The following is an 18,025-nucleotide window of genomic DNA, read 5'->3' on the forward strand; positions in this document are numbered from 1 at the left end:
ATCGCCCCTGATTTCGCCGAGGCCGACCTCAGGGCGTAACCCTGAACACGGCAGACTCGTGCTGGTGAGTACCACTCTGCATGCCCGCGGCCTCTCGGCCGGTCACGGCGAACGCACATTGTTCGCCGACCTCGATCTGACCCTCGCTCCTGGTGATGTGATCGGTCTGGTCGGCGTGAACGGCGCAGGCAAGTCGACACTGCTACGTATGCTCGCCGACCGACGCACGCCGACCGGCAGTATCACGCTCAGCCCACCGGACGCGACGGTCGGTTATGTGGCCCAGGAGACGCAACGAATACCCGGTGAGACCATCCTCGAATTCCTCGGCCGCCGCACGGGAGTCACCGCGGCGCAACAGGTCATGGATGCCGCGGCCGAACGTCTCGCCGAGGGTGGACCCGACGAATACTCTCCCGCACTGGAGCGCTGGCTCGCCCTCGGCGGCGCCGACCTGGACCAGCGCGCGCACGAGACGGCCGATGATCTCGGCCTCACCGATAACCTGCCTCACGGTCTCGACACCCCCATGACCGGCTTATCCGGCGGTCAGGCCGCCCGCGCCGGATTGGCCTCGGTCCTGTTGTCCCGCTTCGACATTCTGTTATTGGACGAACCGACCAACGACCTGGATCTGGACGGCCTGGCCCGTTTGGAGCAGTTCGTCGCCGGTATCCGGGTCCCGCTGATAGTGATCAGCCACGATCGGGAGTTCCTTGCCCGCACCGTGAATCGCGTTATCGAACTCGACTTCACGCAACAGCGGGTCGGCCTGTACGACGGCGGCTACGAGTCGTATCTGGCCGAACGAGAGATCGCTCGGCAACATGCGCGCGATGCCTACGAGGAATATGCCGATACCAAGGCAAACCTGGAAGCCCGTGCGCAGAAACAGCGCAACTGGCTGGAACACGGCGTGCGCACCGCACGACGCACAGCGCGTGACCCAAGGAAGCTCGACTCCGATAAGGCCGGCCGCAAGATGCGTGCCGAAGCCACCGAGAAACAAGCCGCCAAGGCCAGACAGACCCAACGCCGCATCGAGCGGCTAGAAGTGGTGGCCGAACCCCGCAAGGAGTGGGAGTTGCGCATGAGCATCGCCACCGCCACGCGCAGCGGTTCCGTGGTCGCCACGCTGTCCGAAGCGACTGTCACCCGTGGTGATTTCACCCTCGGACCGATCAGCACGCAGATCGACTGGGCCGACCGCATTGTGCTCACCGGGGCGAACGGCTCCGGAAAATCGACTCTGCTGGCCATGCTGCTCGGCAAGATCCCGCCGGACCACGGCAGCGCGTACCTCGGCTCCGGTGTCGCGATCGGCGAGGTCGACCAAGCGCGTGGACTGTTTCGTGGAACCGCGATGTTGGCCGAAACGTTCGGTGCCGCGTTACCGGACTGGCCGGAAGCCGATGTGCGCACGCTCCTGGCCAAGTTCGGGCTACGCGGGCCGCATGTGCTGCGCCCATGCGACACCCTGTCCCCCGGGGAACGTACCCGCGCCGCCCTGGCATTGCTGCAAGCCACCGGGGTCAATCTGCTCGTACTGGACGAACCGACCAACCACTTGGACCTACCTGCCATCGAACAACTGGAACAGGCCGTCGAATCCTTCACCGGCACGCTCCTGCTCGTTACTCACGATCGGCGCATGCTCGATACTGTCCGTCTGACTCGTCGCTGGCATATGGCCGAGGGCATGCTCACCGAAGCACACTGAACTCCTCACTCCTTCACCGGACAATCCGGACACGGCTGCCTATAGTGCGAGAACAGCGTTTTGAACAGGAGTGAACATGGGCACCGAGACCAGCACATCGATCGCATTCGAGCTCGGTGTGGACACCCGGCTGACACTACTGATCACCGGGCTGATCTTCCTGGCCGGACTGGTGCTCGGCGTCTGGAAATACCACGGCATCCGGACTTCACCGAAAGCAGCCGCGCATGTCTACGTGGATATCGCCCACCGCGCGGCACTGCTCTACGCGTTCGCCGGTGTGCTGCTCGCGGTGTTCACCGAACTCAGCGGCTGGCCCACCGCGGTGAATCTCGGCGCGGATCTGGTTGTCCTGACGTTCTTCATCGTCGCCATCACCTCCTACATCTGGCACGGGCTGCGCCGCGATACCACCAATCAGCTCGCCGGCGATATCGATCGATTCACCGGGCTGACGATGGTCGCGCTCATCGGAGGTGAGATCGGCGGCTTTCTCGTGCTGTTCACCGGCTTTCTGCACGCCCAGTTCTGAACCGGGAGTACGCACCGCGAACCGCCTCAGAACGAGGCGACCCGCTTGGCCAGATCATCCGCCAGTTGCTGCGCCTGTGCCGGATCGGTGGCCTCAACCATCACCCGAACCAGCTGCTCGGTACCACTCGGCCGCAACAGAACTCGTCCACAGTCCCCGAGGATCCGCTCCGCCTCCAGCACCGCTTCCCGCACCTCGGGTGCGCCCGCCACCAGCGACTTATCGGTGACCGGTACGTTCACCAGGACCTGTGGCACGGTCTGCAGCACACCGGCCAGATCGGCCAGCGTGCGCCCGGTCCGCACCATCCTGGCCATCAGACGCAGTCCGGTCAGGATGCCGTCGCCGGTGGTGCCGTAGCGCGGGAACACCACGTGTCCCGACTGCTCGCCACCCAGGGTGAAGCCACCGCGCCGCAACTCCTCCAGCACGTAGCGGTCACCGACGGCAGTCGTGCGAACAGTGATTCCGGCCGCGCGCATGGCTATGTGCAAGCCCAGGTTGCTCATCACCGTGGCTACCAGGGTGTTATCGGCCAGCTCACCAGCCTCGTACATATCGAGAGCCAGGATCGCCATAATCGCGTCGCCGTCGACGAGAGTGCCATCGGCGGTGACAGCCAGACAGCGGTCGGCGTCACCATCGTGCGCGAGACCAAGATCCGCACCGTGCTCCAGCACCGCGGTACGAACTTGCTCCATATGAGTCGAGCCACAACCGTCGTTGATATTCAGCCCGTCGGGCTCGGCGTTGATAGCGATCACCCGCGCCCCGGCTTCCCGATACGCCGAGGGCCCCACCTCGGCGGCGGCGCCGTGCGCACAATCGACCACCACGGTCAGCTCGGACAGATCCTGCCCGGTCGCCTCGACCAGATGCTCCACATAACGCTCATGGGTGCCGGTGAGGCTGTACTGGTCCGGAAGGACAAGCCCGTAATCACGGGCGCCGGCGGCACTGCGTACTCGGCCGATGCCCGCGCCGGTCGGGCGCAGCGGGGTATCCGCGGCGATGAGCTCCTCTATCCGGTCTTCGACCGTATCGTCGAGTTTGTGCCCGCCCGCGGCGAAGATCTTGATCCCATTGTCCGGCATGGGGTTGTGCGAGGCGGAGATCATCACGCCGAGACACGCGTCGTACAAGCTGGTGAGATAGGCCACAGCAGGCGTAGGCAACACACCGACCGAGAGCACATCCACACCAGCGGCGGTCAGTCCAGCGGTGACGGCCGCCTCCAGCATCTCGCCACTGGCCCGCGGATCGCGGCCGACCACGGCGAGCGCCCGGTCCTTACCACGACTCAGGATCTGTGCGGCCGCACCCGAAATACGCAGTGCGAGCTCCGGACTCAACGATTCATTGGCGATCCCACGAACTCCGTCGGTGCCGAACAACCGTCCCATACCTAGCCCCTCATTAATGGATCTGCAGTGTGCGCGGCAGGCCAGGAGGCAGCGGCCTGCATAGCGATGGAGGGCCCGGCGAACGTCGTACGCGCATACAGCACGAGAGCAGGCGACCAACCATCGGCTGGAAGCCTGCTCTCGTGCAGGCGCTGCGTCGGCCGTACCGTGCCGAGGGCGACCGCCCCCGGACCCGACCATCTGTACCCGGCGCCATAACGCCGGATACAGATGGTGCTCGATGCCGAAATCAGCGCTTCGAGTACTGCGGCGCCTTGCGGGCCTTCTTCAAACCGTACTTCTTGCGCTCGGTGGCACGCGGGTCACGGGTCAGGAAGCCCGCCCGCTTCAGCGCGGGACGATCCTCCGGAGTGACTTCGATCAGCGCGCGGGCGATGGCCAGCCGCAGGGCGCCTGCCTGCCCCGACGGACCGCCACCGACCAGACGGGCGTGCACGTCGAAGGACTCGGTGCGCTCGACGGTCACCAGCGGCGACTTGACCAGCTGCTGATGCACCTTGTTCGGGAAGTAGTCCTCGATGGTGCGGCCGTTGAGCACGAAATTGCCGGTGCCTGGCAGCAGGCGGACGCGAACGACCGCTTCCTTACGACGACCGACAGTCTGCACCGGACGATCGATCACGACCGGGTCGTAGGACGCCGAGACCTCGACCTCCTCGTAGCCCGCACCGTCCTCGACGACCTCAGCAGTGTCGAATTCCTCGACGTAGTCCTCGTTGAATTCCTCAGGAGCGGTCACTGGGCCACCTGCTTGATCTCGAACGGAATGGGCTGCTGAGCGGCGTGCGGATGCGTCGGGCCCGCGTAGACCTTCAGCTTGCCCGCGATCGCGTTGCCGAGCTTGTTCTTCGGGATCATGCCCTTGACGGCCTTCTCCACGAGCCGATCGGGACGGGTCGCCAGCACTTCACCGACGGTCCGCGACTTGAGGCCGCCCGGATGCCCGGAGTGGTGATGGATCAGCTTGTCCCGCTGCTTGTTGCCACTGATGGCAACCTTGTCGGCATTGATGATGATGACGAAATCGCCACCATCGACGTTCGGAGCGTAGGTCGGCTTCGTCTTGCCACGCAGCAGATTCGCTGCCTGGACGGCGAGACGGCCGAGCACTACGTCAGTGGCGTCGATGACGTACCACTGCCGGGTCACGTCACCCGCCTTGGGGCTGTACGTAGGCACAGTGCTTCCCTGTCTGTCGTCGGTGTTGCCAGCCGAGCGTGTGGTCGAGGCGTTCCCGGCGGCCGGTGGAGACCCGGGACTCGGCGGACGACCGATCAGGAATCGATCAGTCGTTCCACACACCAGCGGTCAACGATACCAGTGCGATGCCACCAGCAGAAATCACATCAGATCGCGATCGGTGGCCCAAGGTCGATGGTGCCGGGTGGACCAGGGACCAGGTAGTGCAATGTGCCCATCCCCTTCCGCCCGCAGTCCGCCCGCTCACTACCGTCCTGATCGCCCCGCCCGTCCTGATCGCCCCGCCTCGCAGTGGTGATTCCCGGCTCGAGTCGGTCGATGGCGTATGGGGTGAGCGGACATATGATCGGCTCTATCGTGCCAACGCCAGGATCAGGATCGGCTGCTCGCGCGGTCTGCTCGACCCGGTCGGCACCGGATCCGAACGCGGCAACGGTCAGCGCCACCGTACCGGCCAGGGTGGTGACTCCGAACAGATTGCCCTTCATCTTGTTCCATAGCTTGCCTTTACGTGGCGAACCTTCGGTGTCTCCTGCTTCCGCACCTGGCTCCCACCCCTCGCCATGGCGTTGATGCGCCCGCTCGCCATGGTGTGGCCTGCGCTGTTCGGATATTCCCTGGTAGGGGGAGCGCGCGCTATCCGGCGGTATGGATTCCCCCTGAGACGTCCACGGCCCGGCCAAATCGCCCTGCGGATGCCCGGGCACACCGGTGCCTCGACCGTCCGTGGCACCGGGTGGCCGGGTAAAGCGCGCGCCCACATCGGCGAGGTTCGGCGGAAGCCCGCGCGGAACCTCGGCCTGCCCGCTCCCCGCTGTCTGCTCGTCCCTCGGGGTGGCCTGGCCGGGGCCGTACTGACCACCGGACGCGGGACGGGGCCACGACTGCTCCGGGTGACGCTGCCCGGTGTCCGGTTGTTGCCCCGCCGCCGCTACCTGCCGATAGAGGTCCTGTCGCGGTGGATGCTCCTGCTGCCGGGTATCCACCGGATGTCGCGGGGCAGGCACGGCGCCGGGGAGGCCGCCCGCAGGCTCCTGCTCATTCAGCTCGATATCGCTCACCAGCAGGTATACGGCACCGAGCACGAGCGCGTGCATCGGATGGTCGGCCACCCGCAACCGGTTCCCGAGATGGTTCTGGAAGGCCAACCGCAGCGCGTCGTTGAAGCGCACGTTCCCCGACAGCAGGACTGTCGAGGTGTCCGCGCCGATCGAGCGGGCCGCCGCCATCACCTCGATCACCACATCATCCGCGGATCGGGCATCACGCATAGCCTCCGCATCGACCCGGACATCCATCGACTCGGTGGGCTGATCGTCATCGCCGTGCACCGCGACCACCAGCATGCTGCGGCCATCGGAATACACCCCGGTCGCGCCGATCCCCTGCGGCCGGTCCTGATCAGGTGGGCGCACCAGCCCGAGCGCACGAACATAACCCGATAGCGCGACGCTCTCCGGTAGCGGCTCGACGATAACGCCGAGCTGTTCCACCATGGCGGCGTAGATATCCACCTTCTCGTCCGGCCAGCCGTCCGGGAAGGGCAGCGCCACCAGATCCGGTTTACCGCGCACATGCTTGCCGATCTCCGCGAGCGGGTTGTACATCCGCGCGCGGAATACGAGCTCGGCAGGCCAGGTCGCGCCCGCGACCATGATCTGCGGATGCCCGAGGATGTCACGCACATCGGCGATCGCCATCCCCAAATCGGGTCTGTTGCGTTCCACTCCGGCTGTATGCAGCCTGCCCGACGAATCGGCAAGCAGATACGCCGGCGGCGTCCACATACCTTCCACCTGTACCGGACGGACGGGAATACCTCCGCCGCCCGCGGCCACAGACATCACATCCCAGCCGAGATGCACTGCCCCTACTCGCACCGTCACAGGCATTAGTGTGCCCGCTCCTCGGCCGAGATGCCCACCCTCGCGGTCCGGCCCCGGTCGTCGCCCTTTTCGCGCACCGGGACAGCTGTCAACCCTGCCGGATACATCACGATGCCGGCTTCTTCAGTCGCAACCGGCGCCAGGTGAGGACAGCGAGCACCACGGTGATCACCAGCAGCACGACGATATCGAGCAACCAGATCCCCGGCGTGTGCTGCCAGAGTGTGTCGGGCTGCGCACTGCCGAACAATTCCCGGATGTCCACTGTCGCCGAGGCGGCGGCATAACCCCAGCGAGTCGGGAACAACCAGGACAACTGCTCCAGCGCCGCCCGCCCGGTGACCGGGATCAACCCGCCCGCCATCACCAGCTGGCACATGACTGCCACCACCAGCAGCGGCATCACCTGTTCGTTCGACTTCGCCAATGAGGAGAGCAACAAGCCGAACACCACACAGGAGACCGCGGTCAGCGCGATATCGAGATAGAGCTCTACGCTGCCCGCGCCCAGCATCGCACCGTCGATCGGTCGTTTCTTACCCGCAAGCACGATGCCGATCAGCACCGCCGACTGCAGCAGCGCGGCAGAGCTGAATACGGCGATCTTCGCCAGCAGATACGCCGAAGGCAGCAACCCGACCGCACGTTCCCGATGAAAAATCGTCCGTTCCCCGACCAGATCGCGCACCGTGAGCGTGGAACCCATGAAGCAGGCGCCGAGAATCAGCAACACCAGCAGCTGCTGGGTCTCGCTACCGCCGGTTGGCACAAATCCGCCGTCGGGCAGTGCGATCAACTCACCGCGCTGGAAACCGTTGTCCCCCGGCACCATCAGCGCCAGACCACCCAGAATGAACGGCAGGACAACCAGGAATGCCAGATAACCGCGGTCGGCCAGGATCAGGCGGAACTGCCTGCGCATCACGGTGAAGAACTGTTTACCCGCGCTGGACTGCGGCGGACTGCCCACAGCCCCGTACTGCCGTGGCGGAGGCGCTGGTGGGGGCATGGACGCTCGCCGGGAGCGGTAGGCCGCGAATGCCCGATCCGGGTCGGCCGCGACATCGGCGAAGATCTCCGCCCAGTCGCCGGTGCCGAGCGCCGCGCCGACACCGGCCGGGTTGCCGCAGTAAGCGGTCTTTCCACCGGGCGCGAGCAGCAGCACCTGATCACACATGTCCAGGTGCGCGACCGAATGCGTTACCACGATCACCACGCGCCCGGCATCGGCCAGCTGGCGCAACATCACCATGACCTGCCGGTCCAGCGCCGGATCCAGCCCCGAGGTGGGTTCATCCAGGATGAGCAGCGACGGGCCGGTCAGCAGCTCCAACGCCACCGAGGCACGCTTACGCTGACCGCCGGAAAGCCGGTCGACTCTGGTGTCGGCGTGTTCGGTGAGCGAGAGTTCGCGCAGCACACCATCGATCACCTGCTGTCGATCCGCCCTGCTGCTGTCACGGGGCAGCCGCAGCTCGGCCGCATAGCCGAGGGCTTGCCGCACGGTGAGCTGCCGGTGCAGTACATCATCCTGTGGCACCATGCCGATACGAGAGCGCAGCGCTTCGTACTCGGCGTGCAGGTCACGACCTTCGAAAGTGACCACACCGTTCGACGGCCTGGCGCTGCCCGCGATCAGGCGCGACAATGTCGACTTCCCCGCGCCGGAAGGGCCGATCAGCGCGGTCAACGTCCCCCGGCCCGCGGTCATATGCACGTCGAGCAGCAGCTGTTTGTTGCCCTCGACACTGAAGCCGACGCCACGCACTGCCAGTCCCTGCTCGGCGATCGGTCTCTTCCGGTGCGCCAGCGTGCCCTGCTGGACAACGAAATCCACATTGCCGATGGTGATGATGTCCTGCTCGCGCAGCACTGCTCGCCGCTGCCGGTGTCCGTTGACGAAGGTACCGTTCGCCGAACCCAGATCTTCGATGGTCAGTCCCTCGCCCGTCGCGACGAGACGGGCGTGCTTGCGAGAAACCAGCGGATCGTTGACGACGATCTGATTGTCCGAGGTACGGCCGATATCCAGACCGGTAGGGGGAATACGGTCGCCGCGGGTGATCGGGGTCGCAGCCGCTCTGGCCCGGACCGGTGGCACGCTGGAGGTATCCGCTCTGGTCGTCAGGTCGACGTTCACGATCGGCTCACTGCGCGGCGGCGCGGACCGCGGGTGCCGCTCCTGGAGTGCCTGCCACCTGTCCAGCCGTGGCTGCTGCGCCGAGCTCGATGCCTGCCCCGCCTGCCCTTGCGGGTCAGTAGGCAGCACATGCAGTAACGGACCACCGATCGCGTCACCGAGCCGCACCTGGACGGGCCGATCGATCGATACCGGCTGGGCGATTCTGCGTGCGTCTACGAAAACGCCGTTGGTGCTTCCGTTATCGGTCAACACCCAGGTACTGCCTCGCCAGGCGAGCGTCGCGTGTACTCGTGAGACAAGCGGGCTGTCGACGAATACCGTCACCTCCGGCGCGCGCCCCATGGTGACCGACTGGCCCGGATCGAATACTCGTTCTTTCCCATCATGACGCACGATGATGGTCTGCGCCCCCGGTGAAGACATGCAGCGGATACTATTCCATCATCCGGACACAGGCGGTACGCCCGGCGCACCGTACTACTCCGGTCCGGCAACCGATGTTCCTGCAAGACCGGCTGATGAGGGGGAGCCATGCCGAGAGGCGAAACGAACGCACTCGCTACGGCACTGGTGGCGGTTCTGGCGGGAGCACTGGTGCTGGTCGGAGGGTGCACCACACTCGTCGACGGCAGGGCGGTCTCCATCTACGACGATCCGTTCAAGGTCGCGGGCCTGCCGACCACGAGCGGACCGAACGGACCACGCGACGGCGTCCCTGACAGCACGCTCACCGCGGCCAACAGCGATAACGGCGCGATCGACACACTGGCGCTCAACGCCATCGACGATATCCAGACATACTGGCAGGGCGAGTTCGGCAAGGAATTCCAGGACGAGTTCGAACCGGTCGAGAAGCTGATCTCCTGGAATGCGAAAGCCTCCCGCGGCGATGCGGTCCAATTCTGCGAGGAGAGCACCTATCACCTGGTGAACGCCGCCTACTGCCGGCTGGACAATTCCATCGGGTGGGATCGTTCACTGCTGCTTCCCGCCGTGGAGCGGACCTTCGGGAAGATGGCCGTGGTGATGGTGCTCGCGCACGAATACGGCCACGCGATACAGAGCATGGCCGAGATCGTCGAATCGAAAGATCCGGTGATCGTCAAAGAGCAACAGGCCGATTGCTTCGCGGGAGCGTTCATCCGCCATGTCGCCGAAGGCAAGGCCGGGCACTTCACGATCAACACCTCCGATGGCCTCAGTTCGGTACTCGCCGCCACCGTCGCCATCCGCGACGCCGATCCCGACGACCCGGAAAGCGTGCACGGCTCCGCCTTCGAGCGTGTTACCGCGGTGCAGATCGGCTTCACCGACGGCCCCAAAGGATGCAAGCGAATCGATGCGGAGGAGATCGAACAGCGCCGCGACGGTCTGCCACAGAGTTTCCGTAACGACGAAGGGCGCGGCGAGTTTCCCATAACGAAGGAATCCCTGGTCGAGCTCACCAAGGCACTCGGGGCGATACTGCCCATCGCCGATAAGCCGACCTACGACTACTCCAAGGCAACCATCGAATGCAGCGATGGCGCTGTGACCGAACCGGTCTCGTACTGCCCAGCCGAGAACACGATCGCCACGGACGTACCCGGCCTCGCCGAACGAGGCAGTTCCACCGATGACGACGATCCGCTACCGATCAATGTGACCGGCGACTACAACGGCTACATCGTGTTCATCTCTCGATACACCCTGGCTGTCCAGCACAGCCGCGGCCAGAGCCTGGTCGGCGCCAAAACCGGTCTGCGCGCGGCCTGCCTCTCCGGAGTTGTCACCGGCAAACTCGCCGAACCAGGGCGGTCGGCCGATCAGGGCGATATCCGGCTGTCCGCGGGCGATCTCGACGAGGCGGTCTCTGGTCTGCTCACCGATGGTCTTGCGGCCAGTGATGTGCAGGGTCAAACGGTGCGCAGTGGTTTCTCCCGCGTCGATGCGTTTCGCGCGGGCGTCATGCACGGCGAAAAAGCCTGTACATCACGATATTCGTAAGCAGGCAACGCACTATCCCCCGAACGGGGGCACCGCGGCGGACTCGAAACGCAGCACCCGATTCCCGATCAGCACCTCGGTACCGGAAACCAACAACATCGGCTGGTTCGGCACCAGTCGGATCCAATCGCGATAACCGGGCGGGCGGGCGCAGGTGCCATTGGTCGATCCGCGGTCGGCCACAGTCACATCCCAGCCCACCAGGCGGATCTCGGCATGCGCCCTGGACATACCGCCAGAGGTGTCATCGATGCGCAACGCGACCAAGCCGCGTTCGGCAGCATCGGAATGCTCCGGGTCGCGGCCGATCACCACATCGGCGGCCAACAGATGGGGTGTGCCGTCATCCAAGACGAGTGTGCCCAACGGCGGGCGCACCATGAGTCGGCTTACCCGGCTCGCGATGCGCGACAACGATGACCGCACCCGCGACCCTGGCCACCAAATGATTACCGACGACCACCTCGACCTGCCGATCCATCAACGGTACCGGCCTCCACCGAGGGTCGAGTGCCGGGTCGTCGCCATACCGATGAGGGTATGGCACAACGAGCACCATCGACCTCACTCCCCGACATCCGGATAACTTCAGTGCAGGAAACCGGAGGAACGATATGCATAGCCCGGTTGAGACCGAAGCACCGAGCAAGCGACCGAACCGTGCCATACAGTAGGCTTCCGCCGGGACAGCAGTACGGGAGGGACAATGTCAGCCAGCCTACGACCGAGGCGTACACGCCCCCGGGGCATCCTCATTATGGCGACACTTATCGCGCTCGGCGCCTCCGCCTGCGGCACGGATGTACAGGGTCGAGCCGAACGAACCGGGCCCGATATCTCGGCGCTGGAGGTAGGCAACTATCAGACCGAGCCGCGGCAAGTGGGAAATGCCAAGAGCGACAAGCAGGCTCGTGCTAGGGAGTCCCAGCGACTGGCCGATTTCGTGGCATTGCCCTTTGAAGCCGATCCCGCGTACATCGAGGACGTCTGGCGACTTCGCTCGCATATCGTGCTGAACCGCAAAGCACTGGCCCATCTTGTCATCAACGACACTTTTGACGATGTCGCCGAGGATCTGGTCGGCGGCTGGGTCAATGCCTGGTCCACCGGCGGCCCACCGGAAGCCTTGCGGCGCACGCTGAACATCGCCGTACTGATGTTCCCCGATCCGGAAACCGCGTTACGTGTCGGACCGGCCCTGGAGCGGGACGACTTCACCTACAACCGAGAAAACCAGCCGGTCCAGATCACCGGGTACCCGAATACCTTCGCGCATTGGCGTCCTGATTTCTCCTCGATCGGTTCCTGGACTGTCCACGACCGATATGTCGTCTTCATCAAAGTCGATGACAACACCTCCGCACCCGACCTCCCCGCGTTGACCGCACAGGTCGAACGAATGCTGGAAGTACAGCTCCCACTGCTCGACAAATTCGAGCCGACTCCGGTCGACAGCCTCGCACACATACCGCTCGACCCAGAGGGCATAGTGGGGCGCACGCTACCGAGCGATCCGGAGAAACCGTTCCGGATCGAACCCGACGGGTTCTACACCGGTCGCGGCGCACTGACGCTGATGGCGGATCCCGGACCGGACATCCTTCTCGACTGGCAGGAAAGCGAGATGGACCTGGCTTCCTTCGGCGACGCCGTGGTCTTCCGCAACAAATCCGGCGAGGGGGCGCAACGACTATGGCAGGGATGGCAAGCATCCATGAATTCGAGTGCGAATCAAGAACTGGTCGATACGCCTACCGGTCTGGACTCGAATATCGAATGCTATGCGCAGGCCACCCGATCGCCGGACTCAGATCAGGTCGTCGGCTATAACTGCGGCTATCGAGTCGATCGATACTTTGTGCAGGTCTCCGGCAAGAACCTGCGGGATCTGCACCAGAGGGCTTCGGCGCAGTATGCCTTGCTGACAAGTGAATAGGGAAAGCCGAGTGAAAAAGCGATTCCGGGCGGTTATCGCAATCGCCACAGCACTGGTCTGCACCACCAGCTGCGCGGACTCCCTCGATGGTAACCCGCAACCGGGTATGGCTCCGGTCGATCTGTCCGCGCTCCAGACCGGTGCGATGGAAACAGAGCCGACGCCCTTCAACCTTAAATTCGGACCCGACAAAGCACGCAGCGTACGGTTCATCGAGGCGCGCCGCATGCTGAACTACCTGGTCCACCCCTTCGATGTGGACAGCGATCTGACCGACTCCGGATCCGTCAGGCTGATCGTCTCCGCGGACTCGATGTCTGCCGAGGGCCCGTTGCCACCGATCTATAAACCGGTCGCTGAAAAGAACAGCCTCGTGGCCGGTGCGTATATCGTTCGCATAAACGGAAACCTTCGCAGCAGGAAGAAGCTGATCATCTCCATTCTGCGCTTCGCGACAGATAACGACAGCGCGAACGCCGCGGCTGATTTCGACCGCATCACCGGAGAACAGGGCGAACGCCATCCGATCCCGATCGCAGACCACCCTGATGCGCGAGCGACGTCCGCGGACGACATCACCGCGACCGCCTTCCAGTCCCATGGCCCCTACGTCATCGTGATCAACGCGGGAGTGCCCACACCTGACCGCGACGCACTGGCAAGCACCATCAAGAAGACGACCGATCTGCAGATCGCTCAGCTCGATAAGCAACAGCCGATACCACTCAACGATCTGCTCGACCTCCCCATCGACCCGGACGGCATCATGCGCAGGGCGGCACCGAAGGCAAAGGATCACAGTGACCCTTTCTTCACCGTATACGAAGAGGATTTCGGCGCCTACCAGCCCTCAGGGATACTGCACTTCGAGCGGAATCCGGTGCGTATGCGGAAAGCCTTCGAGGACAGTGGCGTCGATCTTGTGGGACGACGCGCAGGCACCGTCTATCGAACCAGCGACCTCGCGGCCGCATTCCGACTGCAAACCGCACTGACCGAGCCGGGGAAGAGCGATTCGGTGCTCGATCCCCCGCCCGGACTCTCCGACGCACGGTGCCTGCGCCTCGATGCGATAGATCCCAATCGGAATTACACCGCGTTCTGCGCGGTCGTCTTCGGACACTATGTCGCAGTGGTCGTTTCTGTGTTCCCCACGGCGGCCCGAGTGGATCGTGCTCTGTATGAACGAGCCGCCGCCCAATATTCGATTCTGGCGAAAAGTGAGTGACCAGATCATGCGACCATCACGTCACCGTATGTTTGCCCTCGTGCTCGCGTTCCTGCTGGCGGCAAGTGCGTGTGGCACGGATACCGATGCGCCGAGCGATATCAGCGTCGATATCGCTGAGTTGGATGCGGGCAACTACCCGACCATACCGGTCGATCCGGAGCAGTCCCGGATAGCGGAAACGAGCGCCGTCCGGGAAGCTATCCGGATCGGCAACGCCACTCCGCTCGTTATGGATGTGGACAACCGGTTCATCTTCCAAAGATACAAGTTCGTCACCCGGGTGATCACGCCTGCGACACCCCCGTATCTCGACGCGGCCGCGATCACAGATGACGAAATCGGATCGATCTTTCCCGGCCTGGTCGCCGGATGGCATACCCATGGTCAACGTCGAGCCGAGGCATGGACCGGGCGCGAGATGAGGATCCAGACGATTCGGTTCTCGGACGTGCAGCACGCCGAGGCGGCAGCGCAGTTACTGTCCGACCGGACACCGGGAGAGAGTCACTCCATCGACGGCTATCCGAACGCGCACACCAGATATCTTTCCGAGGTCCCGGTCGGTTCCCACTGGCTGTTCCCCTGGCTGAACTCCTGGCTGGTGCACGACGACATGCTGCTGTACGTGTTCATCGAGGATCCGATCAGCCTGCCCTTCGATCCGGACCCGCTCGCCGACTTGGCCGGACGGACCTTCGGCAAGCAGATCGAGATGCTGAAGAACTACCTGCCCACCCCCGTCGCGGAACTCGACGCACAGCCGCTGGATGTCGACGGTCTGCTCAGCCGAACACTACCGACCGCCAAAGAGAACCTGCCGGTCCAGGGCGCAGACCCTTCCGGGGTCTACCCGAAATACGCGGCGCTGCATATCGCGAATCGTCCGGATCTGGCCAAGGCCGCATATGACGACGCGGGCGTGGACTATGTCACGATAGCGGGGGCGTTCATCTATCGCACCCGCGACGATTCCAGCCCGTTCCGGTTGATCGCCGCTCTGCAAGCTCAATTCATCGATACGGACAGCTACGACAAGATCGACGGCCCAGCAGGGTTGCCATCGGCGGAATGCTTCGCGGCCAAGCCGAATACCCCGTACCAGTCGGACCATCCTCCGATTTGCTTGATTCCGGCCGATCGCTATGTGATTCACGTCGAAGGCGGCAATGTCCAAGATGCGCGGCAGCGGGCCGCCGCACAGTACAAGCTGCTGATGAGCGGGCGTTGACCCGCGATTATTCGACCAGTGAGGAGAACCGAATGGCCTTGCGGCCCGGCACGATCGTGGGCGGCTATCGCGTGCTCCGTACGCTCGGCAGCGGCGGTATGGGCACCGTCTACCTGGCGCAGAACCCGATTCTGCCGCGGCGCGATGCGCTGAAGGTGCTCAGCGCCGACCTCTCCGCCGATGCCGAGTTCCGCGCCCGATTCGAGCGGGAGGCCAATCTCGCCGCCGGGCTCGACCATCCGAATATCGTCGCGGTGTACAACCGAGGCGAGGAGGCGGGTCGGCTGTGGATCGCGATGCAATACATCGATGGCACCGATGCCGCGGCGGAAACCAAGCGGGACGCCGACCGTATGACGCCGCGACGGGCGTTGCGCATCGTCTCGGAAGTCGGGAAAGGCCTCGATTACGCGCACCGCCGTGGTCTGCTCCACCGTGATGTGAAACCGGCCAACTTCCTGTTGTCCGCGGCCGATGACGGCGATGACGATGACGAACGCGTGCTGCTCACCGACTTCGGTGTCGCTAAATCGTCCGAAGACAACCAAGATCTGACGGCAACCGGAAATTTCGTGGCCACCGTCGCCTATGCGCCACCGGAGCAGCTGGTTGGCGGCAGCATCGATAACCGCGCCGATATCTACAGTCTCGGATGCTCGTTCTACAAGTTGTTGACGGGACAAAATCCATATCCGTCGCCAAAGCCTGCCGTGGTCATGATGGGCCATCTCCATGAGCCACCACCGAAACCCAGCGCGGTGCGATCCGACCTGCCCGCCGCGCTCGACGACGTGCTCGCGAAAGCCATGGCCAAAGATCCGGCCGATCGCTACAGCACCTGCCGAGAGTTCACCAAGGCGGCAGCAGCAGCGCTCTATGGCATATCGCAGGTCAGGGCCCCTGGACCAGATCCTTCTGCCGACGCACCAACCCAGCGGACAGCGTATACCGACCCGAGACACGCGATTACCGCTCCTTTCCCCGGTTCCGCTGCTCAGTTCCCGGTGCACACCCCACCGCACGAAACCGATCAGCACTCGCTTGCGACTGCGCGCAGCAGCAGTACACGGCCATCACGAGCGCGTCGAATTCTTGTCCCCGCTCTCGCCGCGCTGTTCGTAGGTATCGCGGTCGCCGTCGGCACTCTCGTCTTCGTCGATCGGCAATCGGGTTCCACTGTGAATGGGGATCAACTGGCCCAGGTGCGCAGCACCTATCCGCAGTTCGAGGGTAAGACTGTCACGGCGTTCCATCTCGGCGACGCGACGCTATCGGCTGTGTTGCACCCGAGTGACCAGTCGGAGTTCTTACAAGGTATCGGTTTCCGATACAGCACGAAGTACAAAGCTATCGGTGACGAGGAGTCCCCCCGACCGCTGTCCGCCAATGGCTACTCGGCCAATGCCGACTCCGATGTCGTCATCATTCTGCGCACCGACAGCGAGGCGGGAAACGGTGGCCTACGCGGGATCCCGAGCTTGCTACTGAACAGCTCGACCGCAGTGGTCGTGGTGGACGAGCTGTCGACTGTTCAGGCATTTCAGATCTGGAGCGAACAATCCCAGGAACTGCTCATCAACGAAATGGTGCCGACTATCGCGAAGATCGTGCAGTAACCGTCCAGGGCCGACATTGCGCTCGTGGCATGCTCCTTCGAGGATCGAAACCCTCTCTGCGCCCGGCGCAGTCACCTCAGGACATCAGCAACACAGGTAGCCAGTCGCTACCGAATTCAGGTAGGGTACACCCGCAGTCACTATCGCGCTGTCGAGATGGCGGCGAGCCCGGGGGAAGGAGGGGAGAGTGCTGCAACCGCAGGTTGGCCGGACAGGGCGGTCCGTCATCAATACCGGCAACCTGGGCCGGCAATCGGACACGTCAGTTCCGTCACCGCATCGTTCGCGGCCAACCATCCCGCTCGCACGAATGGATCACCCGAACAATAACGGGTTCCGAGAATTACAGGGAACCGAATCACTCGTGCTTGCGTCCAATCAGATGTAGGGGTCGAATGCCGCCGACGCGGCCCGATCTGAACAATGTGAAGAGGAGCCACAATGGCAGTCAAGGCATCGGTAAACGCCGAAGCAGTCAAGGCTTTCGCGCAGCAGTGCGAAGGTAAGCATCAGACCTTGATTACGGCGATCAGGAATCTGAAGGCATACGAGGACAGCCTCACCGCGAACTGGTCCGGTGACGCCAAGCGCGCCTTCGATTCATTCATGGAGCGTTACTACTTCCAGGCGGACAAGCTGAACGACAAGCTGCTGCAGACAGTGGATAACCTGGTCAAGACCAGCGGCAAGTTCTCCGAACAGGACCAGGTGTTCATGCAGAACGTGCAGTCGCAAGCCTCCAGCCTCGATCTGCCTGCGCTGTAATTCCCATTCCGATCAAAACTTTAGGAGCTGAAAATGGCTGATCCCACAAAGATTTCCGCCAACTTCGGTGCTGTCGAAGGCACCGCGATGGACATCAAGAACAAGGCCCAAGAGGTCATGAGCATGCTGGAAGACTTCAAGAACGAAGTGGCGAACTTCGTCCGCGACAACTGGGAGGAAGGCGCGGCTTCCGAGGCATTCCAGCAGCTTCAGGCCACCTGGAATCAGCACGCGGCGCAGCTGAACACCACACTCGATGGTGCCGCGATGCTGGTCAGCAGCGGCAACTCGGAGCTGCAGAGCACCGATACCGCTCTCGCGAACCTGTTCTGAGCATGGCCGAATTCGGGCCCCGGTA

Annotated in this window: 16 protein-coding genes; 9 read left to right on the top strand and 7 right to left on the bottom strand. The window is 63.7% G+C overall.

Annotated elements, in window-relative coordinates; all coding sequences use genetic code 11:
- Positions 1-64: 64 nt before the first annotated feature.
- Both ACL02S_RS14440 and ACL02S_RS14445 read left to right on the top strand, forming a co-directional pair.
- Positions 65-1,720, top strand: coding sequence for an ABC-F family ATP-binding cassette domain-containing protein (locus tag ACL02S_RS14440; protein WP_412802919.1), 1,656 nt, complete (start codon positions 65-67; stop codon positions 1,718-1,720).
- A gap of 76 nt (positions 1,721-1,796) precedes the next feature.
- Positions 1,797-2,252, top strand: a complete 456-nt coding sequence (locus ACL02S_RS14445) for a hypothetical protein (RefSeq protein ID WP_412802920.1) — start codon at positions 1,797-1,799, stop codon at positions 2,250-2,252.
- A gap of 26 nt (positions 2,253-2,278) precedes the next feature.
- Here the strand turns inward: ACL02S_RS14445 and glmM are convergent, their stop codons facing one another.
- The 5 genes from glmM to ACL02S_RS14470 form a co-directional block, all read right to left on the bottom strand.
- A complete protein-coding gene (glmM, locus tag ACL02S_RS14450; RefSeq protein WP_412802921.1) occupies positions 2,279-3,655 on the bottom strand; it encodes a phosphoglucosamine mutase in 1,377 nt (458 codons plus the stop codon).
- A gap of 250 nt (positions 3,656-3,905) precedes the next feature.
- A complete protein-coding gene (rpsI, locus tag ACL02S_RS14455; RefSeq protein ID WP_412802922.1) occupies positions 3,906-4,415 on the bottom strand; it encodes a 30S ribosomal protein S9 in 510 nt (169 codons plus the stop codon).
- On the bottom strand, positions 4,412-4,855 hold the full coding sequence (gene rplM, locus ACL02S_RS14460) for a 50S ribosomal protein L13 (protein WP_412802923.1): 444 nt from the start codon (positions 4,853-4,855) through the stop codon (positions 4,412-4,414). Before rplM ends, rpsI begins: the two co-directional genes overlap by 4 nt.
- A gap of 167 nt (positions 4,856-5,022) precedes the next feature.
- Complete coding sequence (locus ACL02S_RS14465) at positions 5,023-6,768, bottom strand: hypothetical protein (RefSeq protein WP_412802924.1); 1,746 nt, start codon at positions 6,766-6,768, stop codon at positions 5,023-5,025.
- Between the two features lie 100 nt (positions 6,769-6,868).
- A complete protein-coding gene (locus tag ACL02S_RS14470) occupies positions 6,869-9,328 on the bottom strand; it encodes an FHA domain-containing protein (RefSeq protein ID WP_412802925.1) in 2,460 nt (819 codons plus the stop codon).
- Positions 9,329-9,436: 108 nt separating this feature from the next.
- Here ACL02S_RS14470 and ACL02S_RS14475 point away from each other — a divergent pair, with 108 nt between their 5' ends.
- Positions 9,437-10,891, top strand: coding sequence for a neutral zinc metallopeptidase (locus ACL02S_RS14475; protein ID WP_412802926.1), 1,455 nt, complete (start codon positions 9,437-9,439; stop codon positions 10,889-10,891).
- Between the two features lie 12 nt (positions 10,892-10,903).
- Here ACL02S_RS14475 and ACL02S_RS14480 read toward each other — a convergent pair whose 3' ends face one another.
- Together ACL02S_RS14480 and ACL02S_RS14485 are read right to left on the bottom strand one after the other, a co-directional pair.
- Positions 10,904-11,257 (bottom strand): FHA domain-containing protein, encoded by a 354-nt coding sequence (locus ACL02S_RS14480; RefSeq protein WP_412802927.1) that lies wholly within the window; start codon positions 11,255-11,257, stop codon positions 10,904-10,906.
- Positions 11,235-11,372 carry a hypothetical protein gene (locus tag ACL02S_RS14485; RefSeq protein ID WP_412802928.1) on the bottom strand — a complete coding sequence of 46 codons (138 nt, stop codon included), beginning with the start codon at positions 11,370-11,372 and terminating at the stop codon, positions 11,235-11,237. The genes ACL02S_RS14480 and ACL02S_RS14485 overlap by 23 nt, the downstream gene beginning before the upstream one ends.
- A 276-nt stretch (positions 11,373-11,648) precedes the next feature.
- On the opposite strand from ACL02S_RS14485, the gene ACL02S_RS14490 reads away from it, so the two are divergent.
- From ACL02S_RS14490 to ACL02S_RS14515, 6 genes are all read left to right on the top strand, one after another.
- Positions 11,649-12,827 carry a DUF7373 family lipoprotein gene (locus ACL02S_RS14490; protein ID WP_412802929.1) on the top strand — a complete coding sequence of 393 codons (1,179 nt, stop codon included), beginning with the start codon at positions 11,649-11,651 and terminating at the stop codon, positions 12,825-12,827.
- Between the two features lie 10 nt (positions 12,828-12,837).
- Entirely contained in the window at positions 12,838-14,055 is a 1,218-nt protein-coding gene (locus ACL02S_RS14495; RefSeq protein ID WP_412802930.1) for a DUF7373 family lipoprotein, read from the top strand.
- Positions 14,056-14,095: 40 nt separating this feature from the next.
- The gene (locus ACL02S_RS14500; RefSeq protein ID WP_412802931.1) at positions 14,096-15,286 is read left to right on the top strand and encodes a DUF7373 family lipoprotein; all 1,191 of its coding nucleotides are present in this window, start codon (positions 14,096-14,098) and stop codon (positions 15,284-15,286) included.
- A 32-nt stretch (positions 15,287-15,318) separates the two neighbouring features.
- Complete coding sequence (locus ACL02S_RS14505) at positions 15,319-16,902, top strand: serine/threonine-protein kinase (protein ID WP_412802932.1); 1,584 nt, start codon at positions 15,319-15,321, stop codon at positions 16,900-16,902.
- 441 nt (positions 16,903-17,343) lie between these two features.
- Positions 17,344-17,667, top strand: coding sequence for a WXG100 family type VII secretion target (locus ACL02S_RS14510; protein WP_412802933.1), 324 nt, complete (start codon positions 17,344-17,346; stop codon positions 17,665-17,667).
- 33 nt (positions 17,668-17,700) lie between these two features.
- Positions 17,701-18,000, top strand: a complete 300-nt coding sequence (locus tag ACL02S_RS14515) for a WXG100 family type VII secretion target (protein ID WP_412802934.1) — start codon at positions 17,701-17,703, stop codon at positions 17,998-18,000.
- The last annotated feature ends 25 nt before the right edge of the window (positions 18,001-18,025 follow it).

The sequence above is a fragment of the Nocardia spongicola genome, assembly GCF_047200775.1.
GTDB lineage: Bacteria > Actinomycetota > Actinomycetes > Mycobacteriales > Mycobacteriaceae > Nocardia.

Bases quoted from the DNA above. Each gene is read 5' to 3' on its own strand.
- ACL02S_RS14515 (WP_412802934.1), top strand. From the start codon at position 17,701: ATGGCTGATCCCACAAAGATTTCCGCCAACTTCGGTGCTGTCGAAGGC.
- ACL02S_RS14490 (WP_412802929.1), top strand. From the start codon at position 11,649: ATGGCGACACTTATCGCGCTCGGCGCCTCCGCCTGCGGCACGGATGTA.
- ACL02S_RS14445 (WP_412802920.1), top strand. From the start codon at position 1,797: ATGGGCACCGAGACCAGCACATCGATCGCATTCGAGCTCGGTGTGGAC.
- ACL02S_RS14510 (WP_412802933.1), top strand. From the start codon at position 17,344: ATGGCAGTCAAGGCATCGGTAAACGCCGAAGCAGTCAAGGCTTTCGCG.
- ACL02S_RS14485 (WP_412802928.1), bottom strand. From the start codon at position 11,372: ATGGATCGGCAGGTCGAGGTGGTCGTCGGTAATCATTTGGTGGCCAGG.
- ACL02S_RS14475 (WP_412802926.1), top strand. From the start codon at position 9,437: ATGCCGAGAGGCGAAACGAACGCACTCGCTACGGCACTGGTGGCGGTT.
- glmM (WP_412802921.1), bottom strand. From the start codon at position 3,655: ATGGGACGGTTGTTCGGCACCGACGGAGTTCGTGGGATCGCCAATGAA.
- ACL02S_RS14505 (WP_412802932.1), top strand. From the start codon at position 15,319: ATGGCCTTGCGGCCCGGCACGATCGTGGGCGGCTATCGCGTGCTCCGT.
- ACL02S_RS14465 (WP_412802924.1), bottom strand. From the start codon at position 6,768: ATGCCTGTGACGGTGCGAGTAGGGGCAGTGCATCTCGGCTGGGATGTG.
- ACL02S_RS14470 (WP_412802925.1), bottom strand. From the start codon at position 9,328: ATGTCTTCACCGGGGGCGCAGACCATCATCGTGCGTCATGATGGGAAA.